General features: G+C 36.8%; 24 protein-coding genes. 11 read left to right on the top strand and 13 right to left on the bottom strand.

The genetic code is table 11. The annotated features are described in order from the left end of the window. Window positions 1-165: 165 nt before the first annotated feature. A complete protein-coding gene (gene fabI, locus ACM6HU_RS04960; protein WP_097835465.1) occupies window positions 166-942 on the bottom strand; it encodes an enoyl-ACP reductase FabI in 777 nt (258 codons plus the stop codon). 141 nt (window positions 943-1,083) lie between these two features. Next, window positions 1,084-1,320 carry a hypothetical protein gene (locus ACM6HU_RS04965; RefSeq protein WP_414848048.1) on the bottom strand — a complete coding sequence of 79 codons (237 nt, stop codon included), beginning with the start codon at window positions 1,318-1,320 and terminating at the stop codon, window positions 1,084-1,086. A 689-nt stretch (window positions 1,321-2,009) separates the two neighbouring features. On the opposite strand from ACM6HU_RS04965, the gene ACM6HU_RS04970 reads away from it, so the two are divergent. Next, a complete protein-coding gene (locus ACM6HU_RS04970; protein WP_098205916.1) occupies window positions 2,010-3,170 on the top strand; it encodes an FtsW/RodA/SpoVE family cell cycle protein in 1,161 nt (386 codons plus the stop codon). Between the two features lie 76 nt (window positions 3,171-3,246). Continuing rightward, window positions 3,247-3,987, top strand: coding sequence for a bis(5'-nucleosyl)-tetraphosphatase PrpE (gene prpE / locus ACM6HU_RS04975; RefSeq protein WP_414848049.1), 741 nt, complete (start codon window positions 3,247-3,249; stop codon window positions 3,985-3,987). A gap of 34 nt (window positions 3,988-4,021) precedes the next feature. Here the strand turns inward: prpE and ACM6HU_RS04980 are convergent, their stop codons facing one another. The 4 genes from ACM6HU_RS04980 to ACM6HU_RS04995 are packed head-to-tail and all read right to left on the bottom strand — an operon-like array spanning window position 4,022 to window position 6,781. Beyond that, window positions 4,022-4,909, bottom strand: a complete 888-nt coding sequence (locus tag ACM6HU_RS04980; RefSeq protein WP_016113797.1) for an RluA family pseudouridine synthase — start codon at window positions 4,907-4,909, stop codon at window positions 4,022-4,024. Between the two features lie 15 nt (window positions 4,910-4,924). After that, window positions 4,925-5,722 carry an NAD kinase gene (locus ACM6HU_RS04985; RefSeq protein ID WP_016113796.1) on the bottom strand — a complete coding sequence of 266 codons (798 nt, stop codon included), beginning with the start codon at window positions 5,720-5,722 and terminating at the stop codon, window positions 4,925-4,927. An 18-nt stretch (window positions 5,723-5,740) separates the two neighbouring features. Then, window positions 5,741-6,379 carry a GTP pyrophosphokinase family protein gene (locus ACM6HU_RS04990; protein WP_016113795.1) on the bottom strand — a complete coding sequence of 213 codons (639 nt, stop codon included), beginning with the start codon at window positions 6,377-6,379 and terminating at the stop codon, window positions 5,741-5,743. Window positions 6,380-6,409: 30 nt separating this feature from the next. Continuing rightward, complete coding sequence (locus tag ACM6HU_RS04995; RefSeq protein ID WP_016113794.1) at window positions 6,410-6,781, bottom strand: hypothetical protein; 372 nt, start codon at window positions 6,779-6,781, stop codon at window positions 6,410-6,412. Between the two features lie 144 nt (window positions 6,782-6,925). Between ACM6HU_RS04995 and ACM6HU_RS05000 the strand changes: the two genes are divergently transcribed. The 6 genes from ACM6HU_RS05000 (at window position 6,926) to ACM6HU_RS05025 (ending at window position 10,199) form a co-directional block, all read left to right on the top strand. Further along, window positions 6,926-7,504, top strand: coding sequence for a CYTH domain-containing protein (locus ACM6HU_RS05000; RefSeq protein WP_016113793.1), 579 nt, complete (start codon window positions 6,926-6,928; stop codon window positions 7,502-7,504). A 323-nt stretch (window positions 7,505-7,827) separates the two neighbouring features. Then, window positions 7,828-8,226, top strand: a complete 399-nt coding sequence (locus ACM6HU_RS05005; RefSeq protein ID WP_016113792.1) for a group 2 hemoglobin yjbI — start codon at window positions 7,828-7,830, stop codon at window positions 8,224-8,226. Further along, window positions 8,226-9,119: a ClpXP adapter SpxH family protein gene (locus ACM6HU_RS05010; protein WP_016113791.1), complete on the top strand. Its 894-nt coding sequence runs from the start codon at window positions 8,226-8,228 to the stop codon at window positions 9,117-9,119. Before ACM6HU_RS05005 ends, ACM6HU_RS05010 begins: the two co-directional genes overlap by 1 nt. A 229-nt stretch (window positions 9,120-9,348) precedes the next feature. Beyond that, complete coding sequence (locus ACM6HU_RS05015; RefSeq protein WP_077295279.1) at window positions 9,349-9,522, top strand: hypothetical protein; 174 nt, start codon at window positions 9,349-9,351, stop codon at window positions 9,520-9,522. A gap of 10 nt (window positions 9,523-9,532) precedes the next feature. Continuing rightward, window positions 9,533-9,838 (top strand): hypothetical protein, encoded by a 306-nt coding sequence (locus ACM6HU_RS05020; protein WP_016132594.1) that lies wholly within the window; start codon window positions 9,533-9,535, stop codon window positions 9,836-9,838. Between the two features lie 64 nt (window positions 9,839-9,902). Continuing rightward, window positions 9,903-10,199, top strand: a complete 297-nt coding sequence (locus ACM6HU_RS05025; RefSeq protein WP_170927945.1) for a hypothetical protein — start codon at window positions 9,903-9,905, stop codon at window positions 10,197-10,199. A 318-nt stretch (window positions 10,200-10,517) separates the two neighbouring features. Here ACM6HU_RS05025 and pepF read toward each other — a convergent pair whose 3' ends face one another. From pepF to mecA, 4 genes are all read right to left on the bottom strand, one after another. Continuing rightward, entirely contained in the window at window positions 10,518-12,344 is a 1,827-nt protein-coding gene (gene pepF, locus ACM6HU_RS05030) for an oligoendopeptidase F (RefSeq protein ID WP_016113788.1), read from the bottom strand. 46 nt (window positions 12,345-12,390) lie between these two features. Continuing rightward, window positions 12,391-13,632, bottom strand: a complete 1,242-nt coding sequence (locus ACM6HU_RS05035; protein ID WP_016132593.1) for a competence protein CoiA — start codon at window positions 13,630-13,632, stop codon at window positions 12,391-12,393. Window positions 13,633-13,726: 94 nt separating this feature from the next. Further along, window positions 13,727-15,271, bottom strand: coding sequence for a cardiolipin synthase (cls, locus tag ACM6HU_RS05040; protein WP_016113786.1), 1,545 nt, complete (start codon window positions 15,269-15,271; stop codon window positions 13,727-13,729). An 83-nt stretch (window positions 15,272-15,354) separates the two neighbouring features. Then, window positions 15,355-16,032: an adaptor protein MecA gene (gene mecA / locus ACM6HU_RS05045; protein ID WP_016113785.1), complete on the bottom strand. Its 678-nt coding sequence runs from the start codon at window positions 16,030-16,032 to the stop codon at window positions 15,355-15,357. Window positions 16,033-16,398: 366 nt separating this feature from the next. Here mecA and ACM6HU_RS05050 point away from each other — a divergent pair, with 366 nt between their 5' ends. Beyond that, window positions 16,399-17,070 (top strand): TerC family protein, encoded by a 672-nt coding sequence (locus ACM6HU_RS05050; protein ID WP_016113784.1) that lies wholly within the window; start codon window positions 16,399-16,401, stop codon window positions 17,068-17,070. Between the two features lie 307 nt (window positions 17,071-17,377). Here the strand turns inward: ACM6HU_RS05050 and spx are convergent, their stop codons facing one another. Beyond that, on the bottom strand, window positions 17,378-17,773 hold the full coding sequence (gene spx / locus ACM6HU_RS05055) for a transcriptional regulator Spx (RefSeq protein ID WP_000258267.1): 396 nt from the start codon (window positions 17,771-17,773) through the stop codon (window positions 17,378-17,380). A 619-nt stretch (window positions 17,774-18,392) separates the two neighbouring features. Between spx and ACM6HU_RS05060 the strand changes: the two genes are divergently transcribed. Continuing rightward, window positions 18,393-18,596 (top strand): hypothetical protein, encoded by a 204-nt coding sequence (locus tag ACM6HU_RS05060; RefSeq protein WP_016113783.1) that lies wholly within the window; start codon window positions 18,393-18,395, stop codon window positions 18,594-18,596. 33 nt (window positions 18,597-18,629) lie between these two features. Here ACM6HU_RS05060 and ACM6HU_RS05065 read toward each other — a convergent pair whose 3' ends face one another. Next, window positions 18,630-20,276 (bottom strand): peptide ABC transporter substrate-binding protein, encoded by a 1,647-nt coding sequence (locus tag ACM6HU_RS05065; protein ID WP_088094170.1) that lies wholly within the window; start codon window positions 20,274-20,276, stop codon window positions 18,630-18,632. A gap of 650 nt (window positions 20,277-20,926) precedes the next feature. Here ACM6HU_RS05065 and ACM6HU_RS05070 point away from each other — a divergent pair. Further along, on the top strand, window positions 20,927-22,318 hold the full coding sequence (locus tag ACM6HU_RS05070; protein WP_088094169.1) for an MATE family efflux transporter: 1,392 nt from the start codon (window positions 20,927-20,929) through the stop codon (window positions 22,316-22,318). Here ACM6HU_RS05070 and ACM6HU_RS05075 read toward each other — a convergent pair. After that, on the bottom strand, window positions 22,275-22,589 hold the full coding sequence (locus ACM6HU_RS05075) for a hypothetical protein (protein WP_088094168.1): 315 nt from the start codon (window positions 22,587-22,589) through the stop codon (window positions 22,275-22,277). The two genes, ACM6HU_RS05070 and ACM6HU_RS05075, sit on opposite strands and share 44 nt — an antisense overlap. Window positions 22,590-22,601 lie beyond the last annotated feature (12 nt).

The following is a 22,601-nucleotide window of genomic DNA, read 5'->3' on the forward strand; positions in this document are numbered from 1 at the left end:
AAGCATAAAAACGCCATCCTTTCCGCATATTTTTGCAAAAAGGATAGCGTTTTTTCTTTATGTTATATGGATGCGAGCTTATCTTAGTTTGATGAACATATGTGGTGATTTCCCGCCTAAAATATTACATCAAATTTTAATCCTACAGCTTAATAAAATTCTTTATTACCCTAAAATATGATACCCAGAATCCACATGAATGTTCTCACCAGTAACACCACTTGCTAGATCACTGAATAAGAATAACGCTGTGTTACCTACTTCTTCTTGTGTTACGTTACGACGAAGTGGTGCGCGTTCTTCGATTTGTTTTAAGATGCTGTTGAAGTCGCCAACACCTTTTGCTGATAGCGTACGGATTGGGCCTGCTGATACAGAGTTTACGCGAATGTTGTGTTGTCCTAAGTCGTTTGCTAAGTATCTTACGCTTGCGTCTAGTGATGCTTTTGCAACGCCCATTACGTTGTAGTTTGCTACAACGCGCTCTCCGCCAAGGTATGTTAATGTAACGATGCTGCCGCCTTCTGTCATTAATGGCTTCGCTGCTCTTGCTACAGCTGTTAATGAGAATGAGCTAATGTTTTGTGCAAGTAAAAAGCCGTCGCGAGATGTATCAACGAATTCACCTTTTAAGTCATCACGATTTGCGAATGCGATGCAGTGTGCTAATCCGTGAACAACTCCAACTTCTTCTTTAATAGACTGGAAGCAACGCGCGATATCTTCATCGTTTGTTACATCACATGGTAACACAAGTGATTGTTGTCCTTCTAATGATTCTGCTAGATCACGTACGTTTTTTTCTAGACGCTCACCTGCATATGTGAAAATTAAGTTTGCTCCTGCCTCGTGTAGTGAACGAGCGATACCCCAAGCGATGCTTCGTTGGTTCGCAACTCCCATTACGATAATGTTTTTTCCTTTTAAGTTGAGAAGATTCATTTATTTATCCCCCTAAATTTATTAAATAATATCAGTTATTAGTACCTGGTAATATATTTATAATATCACAAATATACGAGAAGGCAAAATAAAAAATCACCGATTCTCAGCAATGCGGGCTATTTCAACGTCATTCCCTCATTATATTTTCATCCACTTCGCATTTCTACCTTTACCAACGGGTTCAATTTTCTTTTGATCTCGCAAGGATTTTAGTACTCGGTTAATTGTTGCTTCTGCTACATCTGGACAAGCATTTCGAATATCTTCTTTTGTAAAATAACCAAGGCGATGTCTAATAAATTCTTCTACACGTTGGCTTTTATTTCCTCTCGTCGTTTCAATTGTTCCAACACGACTCTCTAATTCTTTCGCCAATCATACTTTTCGGGTTTCACATATAAATTACTGCTACGAAAATTCAAGCTGACCTACTCTCACTTCCTCCCTTTGTTTTTACTCGGCATGGGAGCCAAAATAGGCACTGACCGCTTCTACCCACAGGCGGATCCTCTCTCCCATCCAAAAAAGTAGTTTTTTATTTTGTATTTATGTAAAATCACACTTTTCGGCTTTCGTATCTAAATTACTGCTATGAAAACCCAAAGAGATCTACTCTCACTTCCTCCCTTTGTTTTAAACTTGGCATGGGGCTAAAATAGGCCCTAACCGCTTCTACACACGGACGGATCCTCTCTTCCATCCAAAAAGAGTGGTTTTTTATTTGTATTTATACAAAGTCACACTTCCATCACCAATCATACTTTTCGGGTTTAACATATAAATTACTGCTACGAAAACTCAAGCTGACCTACTCTCACTTCCTCCCTTTGTTTTAAACTTGGCACGGGGCTAAAATAGGCACTGACCGCTTCTATGCATGGTCGGACACTCCCTCCCATCTAAAAAAGAAAGGTTTTATCTCAGTTCTTCAATTTATATTTATATAATCTAACATCTCACACTCAAAATCCAAACAACATATTTGCAAACAGTCCAAAATCCGCTAATATGGTAATAGCGTCTTTTTTGTATTACGCAAAGAGCAATAGAAAGGACTACGTACGTTGAAAGATAAGAATTCTCAATATCGAATAGATTACATATTAATCCTGATTGTACTCGTAATCGGGGCTGTGAGTTGTTTTGCTATCGCAAGTGCACAACCATCTTTACCACCGGCTTTACAACAGGTAAACTTTGTTGCGAAACAAATTCAATGGTATGTCATTGGGGCCATCGCAATTTTTGCGATTATGGTTATTGATTTTGACCGATATAAACAAATCGCTTGGTACTTATATGGATTTGCGATGATTTTACTTATTGGACTTGAATTAAAAGTTCCTGGAGCTGTAACAATTAAAGGGGCTACTGCTTGGTACAGTGTTCCAGGCCTTGGTAACTTCCAGCCTTCCGAGATTATGAAGTTATTTTTAATCATTGTCGTTGGCCGCATTATCGTCAATCATAATGAAAAGTATCCGTTTCGGACGCCGCGTGAGGATCTCATTTTACTCGGCAAAATATTTGGCGCAAGTTTACCACCACTACTTTTAATTGCGAAAGAACCAGACTTAGGAAATACAATGGTTATTTCAGCGATGTTAGCAGCGATGATTTTAGTTTCAGGTATACGCTGGCGCTTTATTTTCGGTTTAGCTACACTTGTTATAGCGGCTGGTTCTGCGTTAACGTACACTTACTTTGCGCATACAGCATTCTTTAAAGAACATATTTTAAAAGAATATCAATTAGATCGTTTCTACGGCTGGTTAGCACCTTATGAATACGAAACGCAAGGGTATCAGTTAAGGCAAGCTGTTTTAGCAACCGGATCAGGTGAATTGCACGGTAAAGGATGGGAGAATGGTCAAGTATATTTCCCAGAACCGCATACAGATTTTATTTTTACAAACATTGCTGAGCAATTTGGATTTTTAGGAGCAAGTGTTGTTATTTCACTTTTCTTCCTCCTTATTTATCGAATGATTCATATCGCTTTAGAAAGTAATGATCCATTCGGTAGCTATTTATGTGCAGGAACGATTGGAATGTTTACATTCCAAGTATTCCAAAATATTGGGATGACAATTGGACTGCTTCCAATTACGGGGATTACTCTTCCTCTTATGAGTTATGGCGGTAGTTCCTTACTGACATATATGATTGCGATTGGTTTTGTACTGAACGTACGATCGCGAACAAAAACGTTTATGTTTGATTAGACCATATCCAGTGGGTATGGTTTTTTCTATATCCAATTTAGGTATACTAAGAAAAAACTGAGATGGAGGTTATAAAATGCAGTATGATATTATCGGAGATATACACGGCTGTTTAGAAGAGTTTCAAACGTTAACAGAGCAGCTCGGTTATAACTGGGATAGCGGTCTTCCTATCCATCCAGAGAAAAGACAACTTGCTTTTGTCGGAGATATTACTGACCGTGGTCCAGCATCCCTAAAAATGATTGAAATTGTATGGGAGCTTGTAATAAATAAAAAAGCAGCTTATTACGCTCCGGGAAATCATTGTAATAAGTTGTACCGATTTTTCATCGGACGTAACGTAACAATCGCACACGGATTAGAAACAACCGTCGCTGAATATGAAGCCCTTCAAACTCGCGAACAAAAAATAGTACAGAAAAAATTTATCGATCTTTACGAACAGTCACCTCTCTATCATGTGCTTGATAACAAAAAACTCATCGTCTGTCACGCTGGTATTCGCCAAGATTATATCGGAAGAAGTGATAAGAAAGTCCAAACTTTCGTATTATATGGGGACATTACTGGAGAAAAACACCCTGATGGTTCACCTGTCCGCCGTGATTGGGCGAAATATTATGAAGGAGAAGCTTGGATTGTATACGGACATACCCCTGTGGCAGAACCCCGTTTTGTCAATCATACGGTAAATATTGATACAGGAGCTGTATTTGGCGGGAAGCTAACAGCCCTTCGGTACCCTGAAATGGAGACCGTTTCTGTACCTTCTTCGATGCCGTTTGTGCCTGAGAAATTTCGTCCAATTACATAACTAAAAAATAAAGCTGCCCTCATGCGAAGGCAGCTTATTTTAATAATTCTTCCATATCTTCTGGCACATCCGCATGAAAGGTCATCTGTTTTTCTAAAATAGGATGATAGAAGGTTAAACTCGTACTATGGAGCGCTTGTCGTTTCATCTGCGACTTACTCCCCCCATACAAGTCATCCCCTAATAGCGGATGGCCTAAATATGCCATATGTACACGAATTTGATGTGTTCTTCCTGTTTCTAACTGCAGTGAGACTCTTGTTTTATCAGGAAATCTCTCTATCACCTGAAAATGCGTAACTGCTTTTTGACCGTCTTCACATACCATTCGTTCAATAATGCTATCGCCTTTTCTTCCAATTGGCGCATCAATCGTTCCCGACTCTTCTAGCAATTCTCCATGAACAATGGCTTCATATGTTCGTTTCACTTGTTTTTGCTGATGCTGTTTTGATAAAAGATGGTGAATGAAACGGTTTTTCGCAATCAGCATAAGTCCTGACGTATCACGGTCCAGTCTCGTTACAATATGCACCGTACTTGCAAGATTCTGCCTGTCATAATGATAAAGAAGCGCATTCGCAACACTTCCTGCCGGATGTTCCCTTGACGGAATGGTTGACATGTATGGTTCTTTATTGATTACCAGTACGGATTCATCCTCATACAGGACAGTCAGCGGAATATTTTCAGCCAGCATTCCTTCACTTCTCTCCTCAACTGGAAAAAACACTTGCAATTCTTCCTCGGCCTGTAATACGTGCCGAACCGTCGCATGCTTACCGTCAACTTCAATTGCCCCACCTTGAAACTTTATATCTGTCAAAGCAGCTTTAGAAATCCCTTTCGTTTTTAGAAATTCCCGAATGAGCATTCCCTTCTCTGCTTCTGTCATACACCATTTTAATGTAAATCTTCTCAAATACATAAATCCTCTCTATTCACCCGCAACGAACGAATCGCGAACACGTTTCCAAAATGGGAATGGGCGAAAACGAACGAATCTCACCTTCTCGTTTGCAACGCGGTATTGAATTGACTTTACGTCTTGATGAACCATCGTTAAATGATCGACCGTAATTTGTAAATTCATTCCTGCCGATGGCTTTAAAACACATGTATGGTGCTTCGGTAAAACAAGCGGTGAACCGACTGTACGGAACACACGGTTATTAATCGAAGCCATTTCCGCAATTTGTATCGCTTCAATCGAAGGATGAATGATTGCTCCGCCTAGCGCTTTATTATAGGCTGTACTTCCAGAAGGAGTAGAAATACAAAGACCGTCCCCGCGGAACGTTTCAAAATATTCTCCGCGAATTTCCACCTCTGTTACTAATGTTCCTTCTGCGCTTTTTACTGTCGCTTCATTCATTGCTAAATACTGCGATTCCTTACTTCCATTCACATAGCGAATAATGACTTCTAAAAGCGGATATTCCACCACTTGAAACGGTGTTTTCGCAATTGCAATCACAAGTTTTTCTACTTCTGTTGGCAACCAATCTGCATAGAACCCTAAATGTCCCGTATGTACACCAACAAAAGCTGTCTCATCTAATCGATTATAGTAACGATGAAACGCGTATAAGAGCGTCCCATCCCCCCCAACAGAAATTACAATATCGGGTTCCGCCTCATCCATTGTAAACCCAAAATCTTGCAAGTAATCTGTCATTGTACTTGCAAGTGCGTTTGATGATTGATCTCCCTTTGACATAATTGCAAATTTCATCGCCCAACACCCTTTAGTTTATGATTCGGATTCTTTCGCTTCTTGTTTGCGCGAAAAAACCTTTTGTGCTTCTTGAATTTCAAGACGAATCGAAGACATTTCTTCATCTAATAAAAATGCTGCTTCTGCCGCACGCTGAAGGCGCACTTTAATATCTTCTGGAAAACGCCCACTATATTTGTAATTTAAAGAATGCTCAATTGTTGCCCAAAAATTCATTGCTAATGTTCGAATTTGAATTTCAACTAATACTTTTTTCTCTCCACAAATCGTTTGAACAGGATAACTAATTACAACGTGATACGAACGATAACCACTTTCTTTCTTTTGCGTCACATAATCTCGTTCTTCCACAATTTCAAAGTCATTTCGTTTTCGAAGATATTCGACAACAGGCTTAATCTCATCAACAAATTGACACATCATCCGAAGACCAGCGATGTCCTGCATTTCTTCTCCGAGTCGGTCAAGCGGTACATTTCTCTTTTCCGCCTTATCAATAATACTTGCAACCGACTTTACCCGACCTGTTACAAACTCGATCGGAGAGTGTTCTGTTAACATTGTAAACTGAGAACGCATTCCTTTTAATTTCACTTTTAGCTCTGCCACCGCTTGGTGGTACGGCGCTAAAAATTCTTCCCAATTACGATTCATTTCAACCACCACCAAAGTCAATCCATTTGCTTATAGAAATACTTTTTCTACAGCCGTTACCAGTTCTTCTCCGTAATTTGCATTACCTTCAATATTTTCAATTAAATATTCTACTTCTTCTTTCAATTGCTCTAACTCAATTTCAATATTGTTTACGCGAACGAACATTGCTTTATCACTCTTCATTGCACCGTTCATTGCTTCCCAGTATGTATGCGGAATGCTTACATAAATGAAAGCTGATTCGTTTTCTAAAATATATAAAAATGATAAATGATCTGAGTCTACAAGTACGTGATTACGCGCCTTTAACTCCTCCACTTGTATTTCAATATTTTCCGCACAAAAAATAAGAGCATTCTCTCTTTCTTCTACGCTCTTAACTTGGATTTTATTTTGCATGCTCTAACTCCTCCATATCAACTTCCTGTCTTACTTCACACTATTATTGTATCATAACATGGACGCAAACAAATAAAACATTGAACCAAATTTGCGAAAAAGCGATAATGTCTAAAGAATTACTCTTAAGAAGGAGCTTATACAATGACACAAGAAATTGAAATTGAATTTAAAAATATGGTCACAGAAGAAGAATTTCAAGCATTATGCGATGTGTTTTCTATCGAATCATTTACAAAACAAGTGAATCATTATTTTGAAACACCTCATTTTTCTTTAAAAGCAGCAGGCTCTGCTCTTCGTATTCGTCATAAAGACGGAGCTTATACATTAACTTTAAAACAACCAGCTGAAATTGGGTTACTGGAAACTCATCAACCTTTAACAGCACGAGAAGCACAACTAATGATGGAAACAAACGGGCTCATTCCAGGCCCTGTAGCAGATCAACTACATGCCCTGCAAATCCCTGTTTCTACTTTAGCTTATATGGGAAGCTTAACAACAGAACGAGCAGAAACTACATTTAAGGGCGGCACACTTGTATTTGATCATAGTTTCTATTACAATCACGATGATTATGAACTTGAATATGAAGTACAAGATGAAGCAGCGGGCAAAGCTGATTTCCTCAATTTATTGAACAAACACCATATACCTGTTCGCCATACAAAAAATAAAGTGCAACGCTTTTTTCTTGCCAAACAAAACAAAGCACGCTAAAGTGAAACTTCCATTAGTAGAAGTTTTTTCTCACTGACCGTAAGAGCCCTCACCAATCGGGCTCTTACGGTCAGTCCTTCCCTCTTTGTTTTTTCTTCTTTGAAAAGGAAGGTTACTGATTGTGAGTAGCGGGGTAAAATGAAACTTCCATCAGTAGGTGCTTTTCCTACTAATGGTTCACCTTTACCAATGTTGCACGTATATTTAGCTTTATCTTAAGGAAAAAATGGGCAAAGGATTACACGAGAGCTGTTTAGTTGCTCTTCGTGACAATCCATTGCTACAATAGATATACATTTGATGGAAAAAGGAGTTTATACAGGATGAACAAGCAACCGATGACACCATTTGAAGCAATTGGCGGTGAACAAGGCATTGCAGCATTAGTCGATACGTTTTATTCCTATGTCAGTAAACACCCTGACTTATCTCCCATCTTCCCAGACGATTTGACAGAAACAGCCAGGAAGCAGAAGCAATTTCTAACGCAGTATTTAGGTGGACCGAATTTGTATACAGAGGAACATGGTCACCCTATGCTAAGAGCACGCCATCTCCCTTTTGAGATTACACCAAAGCGCGCGAAAGCCTGGTTAGCATGTATGGAGAAAGCAATGGAAGATACAGGAGTACAAGGGCAGATTCGAGAATTTGTTTTTGAACGTTTAGCATTAACTGCTCAGCATATGGTCAACACTCCAAACGAAACAGGTGAAGCGTAATGGATAAACAGGAAGCAAAGCATATGCGCATTCCTTCTCTTTCCAAGTGCGAACATAAATCTGTGGAAGCCTATTTGTTTATTGATCCACTTTGCAAAGATTGCTGGGAAATCGAACCAGTCATCATTAAATTATGGCTCGAATACGGAAAATATTTTTCGATTCGGCACATATTAACCGGAAAAGTGGAAGGGGCAATCGCCTCCCCACACAAATGGAATAAACCTGCTAATATTCGATTTGTGTGGGAAAAGACAACAAGTTTGCACGGCTTTTCATGCGATGGAAAAGTACATATGCAGGACGCCTCATCTACACCGTATTTAGTTTCTATGGCAATTAAAGCAGCCGAGTTGCAAGGTCGAAAAGCAGGTTCGAAATTTTTACGGAAACTTCAAGAATACATTTTTCTTGAAAATGTATCAAAACCAGATTTGGAATCACTACTTGCATGCGCACAGCAAAGCGGTATTGATGTAGAGGAATTTAAAAAAGATTTGCATTCGATTAGTGCAAAAAAAGCATTCCAATGCGATTTAAAATTCACAAATGAAATGCACATCACCGAAATCCCTTCTCTCGTATTCTTTCATGCAAATTCAGATGAGGAAGGCATTAAAATTACAGGAATTTATTCATATGATGTATACGTACAACTCTTAAAAGAAATTGTAAAATGTGATATCGAGCCTGCTCCGTTGCCACCACTAGAGGGATTACTAGAAATGGTTCAATTTATGTCATCAAAAGAAATTGCATTTATTTATAACTGCTCAGAGCAAGAAATAGAACGAGAACTAAAAAAATTGTCATTGAAAAGAAAAGTACGAATGATTGAAGTGAAATGCGAACGTTATTGGAAATGGATTACAAAAGAAAAAGACCTGGTGTAAACACCAGGTCTTTTTCTTTACGGCTTATAAAAATATTAAAGGGGATGGGAGAAATTTTCACGTTCAAACAAAGGGGTATATGTTTGTATGTGAATTCGTTCACGCTTATTATATTACAAGATTCGACGTCAGATGACAACCCTTTTTGTCGAATTTCACACTTTTGTCACATTCTAAACGTTTTCATTACTGAATAAGCTTTAAAAAGAAGCTTTTCAGGAGGGATTTTATGAAAAAAACACATATCTTCTTTCTACTATTTGGCATTTGTATTTCTTTTTTTCTGTACATTCTTTCACTATTACAAGCATTTCCAAAGATGATTGCCTTGCCTCTTTTATTCGCAATCATTGTAATTAACCTCTCGTATTTCAATCATAGGAACCGTTTCAAAGGCTTCTAAAAAGAAAGCTATGTTAAATTTCTCTGTTGATATTCGAAAACAACGAACGATTGCTCTGCACACAAAAAAGTACGAGAGCGCGTTGTTTCAAATGGCACTGAAGGACATCATCCAAGAAATTAGAAAGTTAAGCACAGCAGATCAATACGGTCTGAAAGAGTTCCTTGACCAAATCAGGCCTCGAAATGACGACACAACAGTCAGTAAAATGATGGTTGAAAACTGTCTGTTCTCAAAGGAAGCGACGTATGATAAACTTAAATTGTCAGAATTTACAAAACAACAATCGTTTAGTATTCCGTTAAAGGCAGTTTAACGGAATACAACGTTTGTAGGACTAGCAATATAGGATTTCAATTGTTAAACATTATTAAAAGTGGGTGGAAGGATTGAATTTTAGTAAAATGGGATTTGAAATGATAGACCTTGAAGAAAGCTTAGATTTTGGATTTGAAGATATAGTAGATTTATCCAGGAGATGTAAGTTTTCTGATTGCACACATACAAACGAGCCACACTGTGCAGTTAAAAAAGCCATTTCTGACGGTACTCTTTGTGAAGATACATTTAATGGCTATTATAGAAATAAAAACGAGGCAGAATATGTTTCTAAACAAAAGAATAAAACGAAGGCTGTTGACTATATGAAACAACTGAAACTCTTTCAAAAATCTTAGTTAAGATGAAATTGATAAAGTGAAACTTTAATCAGTGGGGGTTTTACGGCAGTTGATCCCCCCACCTACCTTCCTTGTTTCTCTCTGAATCTTGAGGTGGAGGTCTTACTGCCCGCGAATAGCGGAATAAATAATCAACACGATAGTTTAACATCGCCTTTGACTGATTTTTTTATTTAATAATCGGGGGCTTTAACGAAAAAAGGGAACTCCATAAATAGGTGTTCCCTTACTTTTTACTGAAATCAACAATATTATTTAACATAGCTAAAAAGAAAGAAGACGAGAATCTCCACTCCCGCCTTCCCTCTTTCGCTATTATTTACCTTCAAATAATAGCGCTTCTAATTCATTTAACTTCTCTTCAAATACTTGTAATGCCTCTTTAACAGGCTCTGGTGATGCCATATCTACTCCTGCTTTTTTCAATACTTCAATTGGATAGTCGGAGCTTCCAGCTTTTAAGAATTCGTTAATATAACGCTCTACGGCTGGTTTTCCTTCTTCTAAAATTTGTTTTGATAAAGCTGTTGCCGCACTAAATCCTGTTGCGTATTGATATACATAATAATTGTAATAGAAGTGTGGAATACGAGACCACTCTAAACCAATTTCTTTATCGATGACTAAAGCATCTCCAAAGTATTTTTTATTTAAATCATAGTAAATTTCCGTTAACATATCTGGCGTTACTGCATGACCTTCTTGTACCTTTTTATGAATGATGTGCTCAAATTCTGCAAACATTGTTTGACGGAATACTGTACCGCGGAATCCTTCTAAATAATGATTTAATAAATACAAACGTTCTTTCTTATCTTCTGTCGTTTTTAATAAGTAATCATTTAAAATTGCTTCGTTACAAGTTGATGCAACTTCCGCAACGAATATGGAATAGTCACCATATACATGTGGCTGTGTTTTTCTTGTATAGTAGCTATGCACAGAATGACCAAACTCATGTGCAAGTGTAAATAAATTATTTACATTATCATGCCAGTTCATTAAAATATACGGATTTGTTCCATATGCACCCGATGAATACGCACCGCTTCGTTTTCCTTTGTTTTCATATACATCTACCCAGCGGTTTTCATATGCTTCTTTCAAAATCTCAACATACTCATCACCAAGGACGTTTAATGATTTTAATAAAATTTCTTGCGCTTCTTCGTATTTCACATTCATTTTCACTTCTGGTACAAGTGGTGTATATAGATCGTACATATGTAATTCCTCTAGACCTAATGCACGTTTACGAATATCAATATAACGGTGCAATAAATGTAAGTTATCATTTACTGTCTCAACAAGTTGGTCATATACTGTTTCAGGAATATTATTATTGCTTAACGCAGCTTGGCGTGCAGAATCATATTTACGAACACGCGCGTTGAAATTATTACGTTTCACTGCACCATTAAGTGTGCTTGCAAATGTATTTTTATATTTTCCATACGTTTCGAAAACAGCTTGGAATGCATCATGACGAACACGACGATCATCACTTTCTAAAAATTGAATATAACGGCCGTGCGTTACTTCTACTTCCTCACCATTTTCATCTTTAATAGATGGGAATTTTAAATCTGCATTATTAAGCATACCAAATGTACTACTTGATGCACTCATGACTTCAGATGCTTCTGCTAACAATGCTTCTTCCGCCTCTGACAGTACATGCGGACGCTGACGTGTAATTTCTTCTAACGCATGTTCATATACGCTTAATTCTTTATTTTCTTGTAAGAACGACTGTAATTGTTCTTCTGAAATTGTTAAAATTTCAGGAACGATATACGCCATGCTGCTGGACGCTTGAGAATATAAGTTTGTTGCTCGATCATTCAGCGCTTGATAAGCAGAATTTGTTGTATCTTGGTCGTAACGCATATGAGCATATGTATATAATTTTCCTAATCTCATTGAGACTTCATCTTCATATTGTAAAGCTTCTAATAATGAATCAGCAGAATCACCAAGTTTCCCCTTAAATTCAGTTAACTTTGGTAGTAATTCTTTTACTGCTTGAAATTCTTTTTCCCATTCTTCATCAGTTTGGAAAACATCTTCCAAACGCCATGTGTTCATTTCTTCAATCTCACTGCGGTCTGGCAATGTTTTTGCTGTTTTTTGATTAGACATCAATAAAAACCTCCTTTTAATCTCTACTAGTACAATTCGATTCTGCTTATGTAATTCCTTCAGGATACTCCTTTATTATATCCGCTTTTCCTTTTCCCATGTTGTACTTTGTTTCGAATAAAGATAGCGCATGCGACAAACAAATCGCATCGTATTCTTTGATTTCTCCTTCTGTTTTCGGCATCATAAATTGCCTTATTTTTCGGTACTTATGCACATCCACCTTTTCAATCATTCCCGCTTTACATAAAAATGTTACATACTCTACGATTGCGAATTGCCATACATTTTGCGAAAAATACGGTAACGTGCGCCTCTGAATACTACGCTTTTTATTTACATAGTAAAAAACAGCATGTAATGAAAAATATTCTCCAATTTTAAATTTGCCAATAAAGTCTATACAAAGAAAAGCCTGCCATACAAAAGGATGCGTTTGAAATGCAAATGCAGATGGAAGAGGAACACCAATTTCAGATGGAAAACAAGAGGGAGAAAGGTGATATTGATATAGAAGATGTAAAAGTGATTTATGACTATAATTCCATATTGGAAGGACATTCGTTCGAAAGTAGGTCTTTTTATTCTGCCATTCCCGCTCCAATCGTTCTTTCGTAATTGGTGCTTGGCAAAAGAGTTTCTCAAAAGTGATGGTACGTACCGGGCAATAAATGATCTGTGATAAATAAACCTTTGCAGAAAACGGGGTAAGAAGTTCGCATTTCAGAAATGATTTTTCATTTGGACAAAAAAAGAGAAGTGAAGGCTGAGGATAAGATTGTATGCAGAGAAAATGAAACGAGGATAATGAGATCCAATAAGCAGAGTGCCTTTTCAGTTGATTTCCACCTAATATCCAAATGATTTGTATCCCTATTTCCCAATAGGAACGCGTTCGTTTTAATAACTGCTCAGTGGATAAAGAGGCACATTGATATTCAATTGCAATCTGTCTTCCTTTCATTTCAATAAACAGATCGGGTCTTTGGCGAATCTCTGGGAGGTAATGTTCGATTTTTACATGAAATCCTTGCGACTTGAGCCATCTATATAACTGTTCCTTCCCGCGCATATGATAAGCGGATTCAGGCTCAGATGAAACGAGGCACTGATTTAATTTTTTATGAGCAAAATGCCATCTCTTTTGCTTCCCTAACTTGAGCTGCACCTCTCGCCTGCAAATCGGGCAAAAAAAGCGTTCCTTCTTTCGCATTGCAAGTAGCTCCTTTTCATTGCAGCTTTCAAGAAGGTGAACTTTCCCTCCATTTTCTCTCCTTGCAACAAACATAATACCACATCCTTTCTATACCGCTTTGTATTCTACAATTCATTACAAATTCCTTTTTAGACAAAAAGAGGACGTCCTTGTAAGAACATCCTCCTCATAATAAAGGTGATAATAAACGATATGCCGATTCTACAATTCGCTTATGAAGGCGGCGTTTATGAAAATGATCCACATGAATTTCACTGGATTCTTGCAAATCCTCTTCAAAATCCTTAACAAGCTTTCGAATACTATCTGTATCATATAAAAAGGCATTCACCTCAAAGTTTAAATGAAAGCTTCTCATATCCATATTCGCTGTCCCAATTGATGCTAAATCAGAATCGACAATGACAATTTTACTGTGAAGGAAACCTTTTTCATATTCGTATACCTTTACCCCTGCATCTAATAACTCCGGAAAATAAGACCTTGATGCATAAAACACCGTTCGTTTATCCGGTTTACTCGGCATTAATAAACGGACATCAATGCCCGCAAGAGCTGCTACTTTTAATGCAGATAAAATATCATCATCTGGAATAAAATAAGGTGTAGCAATCCATATAGACTTCCTTGCCGAAGCGATCATCGCAAAATAAAGATGCTTAATTGTCTCCCATTTATTATCTGGCCCACCTGCGACAAGTTGGACACCGCCCCAATGATCGCCATCCACTGCTTCCACCTGTAAATACTCAGGTGCTAATACTGCTTCCCCTGTCATATAGAACCAGTCTTGTACGAATATGAGTTGCAGGCTTTGAACGGCCTCACCTCGTAAATACAAATGTGTATCTCGCCAAAATCCAAAATATTTATTTTTCCCTAAATACTCATCACCAATATTCAGTCCGCCCACAAAACCTTCATTCCCATCAATGACAACGATTTTTCGGTGATTTCGATAATTAATTTTATCGTTCAAAATCGGAAAACGCACTGGAAAGAAAGGAATCATCTCGACACCTGCATCGTTTAATTCATCGATATAAGCATTTGACAGCTTAAAACTTCCAACCGCATCATATAAAAAACGGACGGTAACACCTTCCTGTGCCTTCTGAATTAAAATGTCTTTAATTTGTGTACCAAGCTTGTCATCACGTACAATATAATACTCCATATGGATATGATGCTTCGCTTTTTGCAATCCTGCTAAAATTGCTTGAAACGTTTCATCCCCATTCGTTAACACTTTTGTTTCTGTCTGAAATGAAATATTTAACGCACCAAGCCGATCCGCTAAACGAAATAGCAGTTCTTGATGTTTATGATTCTGTAAAATGCGTTCTTGATAATCTTCATGTCCTTTGTACTGTAAGAAAGCTTGTTCATCCAAAAGAGCCTTCTTTTGAAACATTCGTTTTCTGCGGAAATTTTGTCCAAACAATAAATACGCAAAGAAACCAAATACAGGAAAAATACCGAGTACAATTAACCATGTCAATGTTTTAGATGGATGCCGATTTTCCAAGAAAATAACACAGCCAATTAAAAATGCAGAAACAGTAAATACAATACTTATAAATCCTAAAAACGAAATATCCTTTATGCCTATAACATCCGAATAAAATGCTACATCAATAAACATTCGTAACGAAACAAACACTGTGAATAAACCTAGAAAAAAGAAAAGTAACTTTAATGTATTTTTCATTCCTACCCCCCTTACTTACATAGCTTTTCTACTCTTATCATACCCATCATATAAAAAGCCGATTTCATAATATTGAAATCGGCCTACGTTTTAGGAGGAAAATGACTGCGAATCGTCTCAAGTGCGTGTTCTTTAACAACCTGTTTACCGTACTCACTTACACGGTGAACCGTTAAAGTAGACTCTTCCCCATATTCTAAAATAACACTTAGAATACGGTCAATTTCTTCTTCATCGTGTAGCACTTCATCAAATTCAACATATACATAATAGCGGTCTTCAAACGAATACAATTCATCTTTTATATCTTCAAATATAAGACGATGACTTAACGAAATAACGTCTTCAAAATCATCAAATTTAATTAAAAAGCCAAATGTTCCATCTTCGTTAAAGTTTGTTCCCGCTTCCATCTCTTCCTCTAACTCTTGTTGAAATAGTGATTCAATCCGCTCATCTAGAGGAATATCAATGATTTTATCTAGACCTATTGGTAATTCTAATTTTTGTCCATCTTTTGAAAGCTGTGCTTTCGTTACAAGTACTTCAATGCCTTTATCCATCGCCTGTACTTGGATCCATAGTGGCCCATCAATAAAGAAATCATCATGATCGCGAGCTTCATCCATCATTTCCCAAAACAATTGTTCGCTTCGTTCACGATTGTACCAAATCTCTTCTCGATTAAACCCTCTATCTTCTATATCAACGTACGTAATAAAAAACTTCATCGTATGATCGTTAATTCTTTCAATGTCCAAAATCCAACTCTCCCTTCCTATTCGGAATTGTTATGAAGGGATTCCCCACTCATATGACAAATCAATAGATTCTTGTACTTTCATTTTATGATAAGATTCTCCAGAATGGAAATAAAATCGTTTCATTTTAGAAAAACAGTCATTCGCCTAGATTATTCTATGCTAATACATCATACTTCCTTCCTCTTATATATTCCATTATATACACTTGCGATATAAACTCCCTCATTCCTTCTTAATAAAAAATCGGACATACAATTCCACCTAGCGCCGTACAATTGTAATAGAGCTGGTCAAGCTTTTTCGTTTCATACATACAGCTGCACCTATATTACTGATTAAAACAGAATAAATGGAGGAAAAATGATGGAGTTAGATTTTTTGACATCTATACTAATGATTGTCGGTATCGATGTTGTACTAGGCGGTGATAACGCAATTGTAATTGCGCTTGCAAGCCGAAACTTACCTGAATCTAAACGGAATAAAGCTATTTTTATTGGTACGGTCCTAGCAATCGTGCTGCGAATTCTCCTTACAATACTTGCTGTATACTTACTCGATATTCCCTTCTTACAACTTATTGGCGGCATCTTACTTACACTGATTGCCGTAAATTTACTAACCGACAATAATAATGACCTTTCTTCTATACAAGGAAAAACGACATTATTTCAAGCAATCCGTACAATTGTATTTGCCGATCTCGTTATGGGTTTTGATAATGTCCTTGCGATTGCTGGAGCGGCTCATGGAAATTTTACACTCGTAATTATCGGATTATTAATTTCCATCCCTATTATTATTTGGGGAAGCAAACTCATCTTACTATTTATGGAGCGGTTTCCTTTTCTCATTTATTGCGGAGGAGCAGTTCTTGCTTACACGGCTGGCAGAATGATCACCCATGAAGCGAGACTTGCGAACTTTTTCCAGCATAACCCGACCTTTGCAACAAGTATACCCTTCCTCTTTATTTTCACAGTATTAACAATCGGGTTTATTGTTCAGCATATCAAATTAGGGAATGTAAAGTAAAACTTGTATTTCTTGATTTGATATAGATTTATATAAATCCAAATTGAAAAACCAACATCAAACCATTCTTTTTGGGTGGAAGAGAGCATCCGGCCATGCATAGAAGCGGTCAGTTCCTTTTTTCGCCCCATGCCATGTAAAAAACAAAAAGAGGAAATAAGTGGAGAACTGTTTTTGTTTTCATAGCCGCAGCTAATGTGTCGAAAAATCAAAATGGAGTTATCTACAAATACTGAGACAACTACTTAATATATGAGAAAACCTTCTACTGTAAGGTAGAAGGTTTTCATATACAAAACTTTTAATATTAATTTACAAGACGCTGTGCCTCACGTAACTGAAATGTTCTTACTGTACGTGGTAAGAAACGACGAATTTCATCTTCGTTATAACCTACTTGAAGACGTTTTTCGTCAATCATAATAGGACGACGTAAAATGCCTGGGTAGTCACGAATCATCTTATATAAATCTTGAAGTGGTAAAGATTCTAAGTTAACGTTTAACTCTTGGAAAACTTTCGAACGAGTTGAAATAATCTCATCCGTTCCGCTTTCTGTCATCCGTAAAATTTCTTTAATTTCCTCAATCGTTAATGGATCTGAGAAAATATTACGTTCTGTATAAGGAATATGATTTTCCTCTAGCCATAATTTCGCCTTTCTACAAGACGTACAACTTGGAGAACTATATAGTGTTACCATACAAGACTCACTCTCCTTAAAGAGTACAAATTCTGTACTAATTACAGTTTAAATTTCTATTTCCCAGCAATCCTTCACTATGACTTGTCTTACAACAAAATGAAAAATTGCTTTCGATGTAAACAACAACTTATGAGCAAGCAACTTTTATTAAACAACAATTACTTTAAATAAGTAACTTCTATAATCATTATACAATAGATTCAGAAAGAAATATACAGTAAATTTCCTTACTAATAGGGAAAACACCATATGTCTTTAACTGTTGCTTAGGACCAGTAAAGCTGGCATAACTACTTGAAGACATAAGCCCTATATCCCATTCGTATACGTCTTTAGAACTATTTTTTTGATAGACTCTCTTTCATATAATGTACTTCACCACATGTTTCCGATAGCGCTTTATTACCTTTTTCTGATAAAACAATGGTGAAATGTAAGACTTACTGCTATGTAAAACAGTCACGAAAAAGAACGTTTGTTCTTGTTAATTTTATCAAACCTCATTATTATTGTCTAGACTATTTTTAAGTAAAATAATTATTTTCTAACTTTTCTTTCTTTTTAACTTTTTTTCTCATACAATAATGATACAGACAGGCAAAGGGGGAATTTTCATATGGTTGCTTTTTTTATTGATTTTGCAATTGTCGCTGCCCTCGTCATCGGAATTACAGCATTGATTGGTGTCATTACGAATAGCATCGGTGAAAAGCTATTTGGTGGGAAAGAGAAAATGAAATTTGTTGATAAAAGTGCGGAAATACAATCTGGATGGAAGCAAGTTGGCGGCAAAGGGATTTATAAAAAACGGACATACTAAAAAGAAGCAGGAAATTCCCTGCTTCTTTTTAAATTATTTTCCGACAGATGCCCACTTGAAGCTTAAATCTCCGCCATAATTATGCTTATAAATATCTTTAACTGTTCCTCTTTGTAAATAAGCCGCACTACGTTGATATACAGGAGCAATTGCTGCATCATCCATAAGCATTTTTTCTGCTTCAAGTAAACTATTCCAGCGCGCTTTTACATCGCTTCCATCCGTCTTTGCTTTCGTGATAATTTCATCATATTTCGGATTAGAGTATTTCATTTTATTTTGCGCGCCATCTGTTATAAACATATCAAGGTAAGTTACTGGATCTGGGAAGTCTGGACTCCATCCAGCAAATGTCATGTCATAGTCTCCACTTTCTTCAAGTTTAAGCTTTTGTGCAAATGGCTGTTGCTTAATTTTCAGCGTGAAACCTGGTAAGTTCTTTTCTAACTCACCTTTTAAATACTCCCCTATTCTCTTAGATAAATCTACATCGTCATTTAACAACTCAACTTCAATTTTATCTTTACCTAATTCTTTTTTGCCTGCTTCCCAATATTTCTTTGCTTCTTTCGCATTCGCTTTTACTAACTCCCCATTTTCAGATCGGAAGTCTTTTTTATCTGGCCCTGTTATAAATTTGCTTGGAATTAATCCCGTCGCTTCAGTAGAGCCATTGTTTAAAATCGTATCAACAAGTGGTTTACGTTCAAAAGCAAGAGAGATTGCTTTACGTATATTTTTATTTGCTAAAGCTTCATTTTTCTGATTGAAACGAAGGAAGAATACAGAAGCTTCATTTGCAGTTTTAAAATCTTTGTCCCCTTTATATTTATCAACAAACTCAGATCTCAAAATAACACGATCTATCGCTTTTGTATCATATAAATTAATCGCTGTTGCCATGTCTTTTACAATATTAAAATTCACTTCTTCTAGCTTCACTTCTTTATTGTCCCAGTATGATGGGTTTTTCTTGATTTGGAAACTTCTCTCATGCTTCCAGTCACTTAATACGAATGGTCCATTATATAGTGTTGTGTTTGCCTCTAGACCAAACTTGTTCCCTTGCTCTTTCGCATACTTTTCATTTACAGGATAAAACAGTGGATAAATCATTAAATTTTCAAAGTAAGGAACTGGATGTTCTAATTCTACTTCTAATGTATAATCATCAATAGCCTTTACACCTAATTGATCTGGCGTCATTTCTTTTTTATTAATTTTCTGTGCGTTTTTAACATCAAACATAATATATGCTGATACTGCTGCTTTATCTGGATTAATTGCTCGTTGCCAAGCATATACAAAGTCTTTCGCTGTTACAGGATCTCCATTTGACCACTTCGCATCTTCGCGTAATTTAAACGTGTACTTTTTTCCATCTTCTGATTTTTCACTTGATTTCGCTACACCTGGAACGAGTTTATCCCCTTTATCAAGGCGGTATAGCCCTTCCATCGTATTATTCATTACTCGCGATGATACTGCATCAGCTGATAACGCTGTGTCCATCGTTGGAATTTCTTGTGTTTCAGTTAAATTTATAACTTGTTTCGCATTATTATTGCCGCTTTCCCCTTTTGCTTTCGCTTGCGACTCATCTTTTTGATAACTACATGCTCCTAAAACCATGCTCATCGCTAATGTCGACGCTACTAAAACTGGTACTTTTTTCTTCATTTTTTCATCCCCCTAAAAAAATGTTGGCCCTTTCATTTTCAAACAGAAAGAAATATTTATATGTTCTAATAATTCATATTATACATATAAATATATTATTTGTATATTTGTTTTTCTATCTTATTAAAATTTTCTATTAACATAATATTTTCTGTAAACGTTTTATATTACTTATTTTCCTGCCTGAAATGCTAAATATACCTGTTTTTATAATCACCTAAATTATCAGAGTATAATTAATTTTATATCACATAATATCTTTTGTATAATTATTCCCTTCTAATATGCACCATTTTGATCTTTCAACATATAAGTCACAGCTTTGAAAATAAAAGAAGATCTCCACTCCTTTTCTCCTTTTGTTTTCACGCGGCATGGGGCGAAAAAAGGGGATGATCGCTTCTACGCATGAACGGACGCTCTCTCCCAACCAAAAAAAAGGATTTTTATTGGTTTTTCAATTTGTACTTATATATGTCCTATTTTTTCGAAATATATATTTATCATTTCAACCGAGAAGACCCCCTCCTCTAAATGAAGTGAAGGTGGGGGTAGTTCAATAACCAAGCTGCAAAATGAATGCAAGTGTTGCTGAAGTGTGTTAAGATACATTTTGTTTCAAAAAGGATATCGGTAAAGTGGGGGATGATATGACAGAGATTACGTCCAAAAAAGGGCAGGGAGAAAAATTAAATTTATTTTTCTTAACATGGCCCATTTTTTTAGAGGTTTTTCTTTTTATGTTAATGGGGATTGCTGATACTTTTATGCTAAGTGCACTATCAGATGACGCGGTATCAGGTGTTGGGGCAGCGAATCAATACCTTCATATCGCAATATTAGTACTAGAAGTAGTCGGAAACGGGGCCGCAATTGTTGTTTCTCAATACCTTGGTTCTAAACGATATATGGAAGCATCAAAAATATCAGCTTTAGCGGTAACATTAAACTTAGGAGTCGGGCTCATCATAAGCGCCGGTTTTCTTTTATTTTCGAAAAATATGATGATGGCGATGAATTTACAAGGTGACGTATTAACTTACGCACAAAATTATTTATCAATTGTTGGGGGAGCAATCTTTCTTCAAGCCATTATCAATTCACTGGCTGCCATTATTCGTGTTCATGGATTTACAAAACAAGCAATGTTGATTTCATTAGGAATGAACATTTTTCATATTTCTGGAAACTATGTACTTATTTTCGGGAAATTCGGTTTTCCAGAAATGGGCGTTCAAGGTGCTGCTATATCATCATCTTTCAGCCGTTTAATCGCACTCATTGTCTTCTTCTGGTTACTATACCGCGTCATGGAATATCGCGTGAAGTTGAACTACTACATTACATTATCAAAAGAATATATCGGCAAGATTTTAAAGATTGGTATTCCAGCGGCTTTTGAACAAGTTATGTACCAAGCATGTCAAATTGTCTTTTTATATTATGCGACATACTTAGGAGCAGAATCATTAGCTGCAAGACAGTATGCAACAAATATTTCAATGTTTACTTACTTATTCGCTATCGCCATCGGAATGGGAACAGCAATCATTGTTGGGCGTTTAGTCGGTGGAAATGAGAAAGACGAAGCATATGTACGTGTATGGAAAAGTGTAAAGTGGGCCATTGGTGTTACGTTATGTATGGTCATTCTCGTCATAACATTTCGCACGCAGTTAATGGGGTTATTTACAGATAATCCTCATGTCATCGCTCTAGGAGCAACCGTTCTTTTATTAAGTATTCTACTAGAAACAGGCCGAACGATGAATATTGTCATCATTAATTCCTTGCGCGCAGCAGGTGATGCAAAATATCCAGTTTTAATTGGCGCATTCTCAATGGTATTAATGAGTTTACCACTTGGCTACTTTTTTGTATTTTATTTGCACATGGGACTGCCCGGCATTTGGTTAGCCATTGCGATTGATGAATGGACACGCGCCATCATTATGTTCTTCCGCTGGAAAAGCAGAGCATGGGAAAATTATGCACTTGTTAAACCGGAGACTTCTGAAGAATCAGCTCCTGTTCAAGCTTAATATTAATGTTGATATTCAGAAAAAACAGGTTGGAGAAAGCCTTCTCCAACCTGTTTTTGTGCTGTTCTTTATCGGAACGGCGATATATTTTGAGGAACGGGCGATATATTTGGATTTGCGCCGATAAAACTTCAGTTACTATTTTTCTATCACCCCACTCTATTGCTGAAATCTCTACTCCAGCTTTTCCTTCTCTCCTTTTGTTTTCACTCGGCATGGGGCGAAAAAAAGACCTGACCGCTTCTACGCTTGGACGGATCCTCTCTCCCATCCAATAAGAAAG

Source organism: Bacillus sp. IT-79MI2 (genome assembly GCF_949768135.1).
GTDB lineage: Bacteria > Bacillota > Bacilli > Bacillales > Bacillaceae_G > Bacillus_A > Bacillus_A pseudomycoides.

Bases quoted from the DNA above. Each gene is read 5' to 3' on its own strand.
- cls (WP_016113786.1), bottom strand. From the start codon at position 15,271: ATGAAAAATACATTAAAGTTACTTTTCTTTTTTCTAGGTTTATTCACA.
- ACM6HU_RS05060 (WP_016113783.1), top strand. From the start codon at position 18,393: ATGGTTGCTTTTTTTATTGATTTTGCAATTGTCGCTGCCCTCGTCATC.
- ACM6HU_RS05050 (WP_016113784.1), top strand. From the start codon at position 16,399: ATGGAGTTAGATTTTTTGACATCTATACTAATGATTGTCGGTATCGAT.
- ACM6HU_RS05035 (WP_016132593.1), bottom strand. From the start codon at position 13,632: ATGTTTGTTGCAAGGAGAGAAAATGGAGGGAAAGTTCACCTTCTTGAA.
- ACM6HU_RS05075 (WP_088094168.1), bottom strand. From the start codon at position 22,589: ATGGGAGAGAGGATCCGTCCAAGCGTAGAAGCGGTCAGGTCTTTTTTT.
- fabI (WP_097835465.1), bottom strand. From the start codon at position 942: ATGAATCTTCTCAACTTAAAAGGAAAAAACATTATCGTAATGGGAGTT.
- pepF (WP_016113788.1), bottom strand. From the start codon at position 12,344: ATGTCTAATCAAAAAACAGCAAAAACATTGCCAGACCGCAGTGAGATT.
- ACM6HU_RS04995 (WP_016113794.1), bottom strand. From the start codon at position 6,781: ATGCAAAATAAAATCCAAGTTAAGAGCGTAGAAGAAAGAGAGAATGCT.
- spx (WP_000258267.1), bottom strand. From the start codon at position 17,773: ATGGTAACACTATATAGTTCTCCAAGTTGTACGTCTTGTAGAAAGGCG.
- ACM6HU_RS05065 (WP_088094170.1), bottom strand. From the start codon at position 20,276: ATGAAGAAAAAAGTACCAGTTTTAGTAGCGTCGACATTAGCGATGAGC.
- ACM6HU_RS05015 (WP_077295279.1), top strand. From the start codon at position 9,349: ATGAAAAAAACACATATCTTCTTTCTACTATTTGGCATTTGTATTTCT.
- ACM6HU_RS05020 (WP_016132594.1), top strand. From the start codon at position 9,533: ATGTTAAATTTCTCTGTTGATATTCGAAAACAACGAACGATTGCTCTG.
- ACM6HU_RS05005 (WP_016113792.1), top strand. From the start codon at position 7,828: ATGAACAAGCAACCGATGACACCATTTGAAGCAATTGGCGGTGAACAA.
- prpE (WP_414848049.1), top strand. From the start codon at position 3,247: ATGCAGTATGATATTATCGGAGATATACACGGCTGTTTAGAAGAGTTT.
- ACM6HU_RS04985 (WP_016113796.1), bottom strand. From the start codon at position 5,722: ATGAAATTTGCAATTATGTCAAAGGGAGATCAATCATCAAACGCACTT.
- ACM6HU_RS05010 (WP_016113791.1), top strand. From the start codon at position 8,226: ATGGATAAACAGGAAGCAAAGCATATGCGCATTCCTTCTCTTTCCAAG.
- ACM6HU_RS05000 (WP_016113793.1), top strand. From the start codon at position 6,926: ATGACACAAGAAATTGAAATTGAATTTAAAAATATGGTCACAGAAGAA.
- ACM6HU_RS05070 (WP_088094169.1), top strand. From the start codon at position 20,927: ATGACAGAGATTACGTCCAAAAAAGGGCAGGGAGAAAAATTAAATTTA.
- ACM6HU_RS04990 (WP_016113795.1), bottom strand. From the start codon at position 6,379: ATGAATCGTAATTGGGAAGAATTTTTAGCGCCGTACCACCAAGCGGTG.